The sequence below is a fragment of the Acetobacter sp. DsW_059 genome (assembly GCF_002153695.1).
Classification (GTDB): domain Bacteria; phylum Pseudomonadota; class Alphaproteobacteria; order Acetobacterales; family Acetobacteraceae; genus Acetobacter; species Acetobacter thailandicus.
Genome location: NZ_JOPI01000069.1, coordinates 1 through 494, shown reverse-complemented (window position 1 = coordinate 494; position 494 = coordinate 1). Strand labels below are relative to the sequence as shown.

Genomic DNA, 494 nt, shown 5'->3' with positions numbered 1-494 from the left:
GTCGCCTGAGGGCAGATCGGGGCTAAGTGTTGATGGAAAAATGTGTTGGTCTGGTCAGGTTCAGCACAGAGGTGACCAGTCAGCCACCTCCTGAAGTCCTTTTTCAAAGCCCCGCAAAAGCTGCCGGAGCAGCAACACATGACCGTCCAGCGGGCGGCCGAAGGGCATCGTGCTGGCAAGACCGTGATCCCGTGCGGCCAGAAGAGCCGGTAGCAGCACGTCGTGCATTTGCAGCCAGACATCGACAAGCCGGTCAAACCCAGGATCAGAGGGAGAAAAATGTTGGGTAGTCATGAGGCAAGAACCTTACTGGTCCCGTTCCAGAAGACACCGATCGGCATCGGCACACTTTGCAGCGCCCGATGACCGATAGGGTATTGAGGAACGGGGGGGATTGAAGGATTTTGAAAAGAAGCGCCTGAGCGGCGGCTGTCAGTCGTTGTGCGACAGAGAAGCGGGATCGTCACAAAGCCCCAGCTGAGTGAGGCTGGCCC

Annotated in this window: 2 protein-coding genes; both read right to left on the bottom strand. The window is 57.9% G+C overall.

From position 1 onward, the window contains the following. Positions 1 to 60: 60 nt before the first annotated feature. Positions 61 to 294 carry a hypothetical protein gene (locus HK25_RS11710; protein WP_086636336.1) on the bottom strand — a complete coding sequence of 78 codons (234 nt, stop codon included), beginning with the start codon at positions 292 to 294 and terminating at the stop codon, positions 61 to 63. Then, positions 291 to 494 (bottom strand): hypothetical protein (locus HK25_RS13025; protein WP_158092954.1); only part of this gene is annotated, 204 nt, incomplete at its 5' end. The genes HK25_RS13025 and HK25_RS11710, both read right to left, overlap by 4 nt.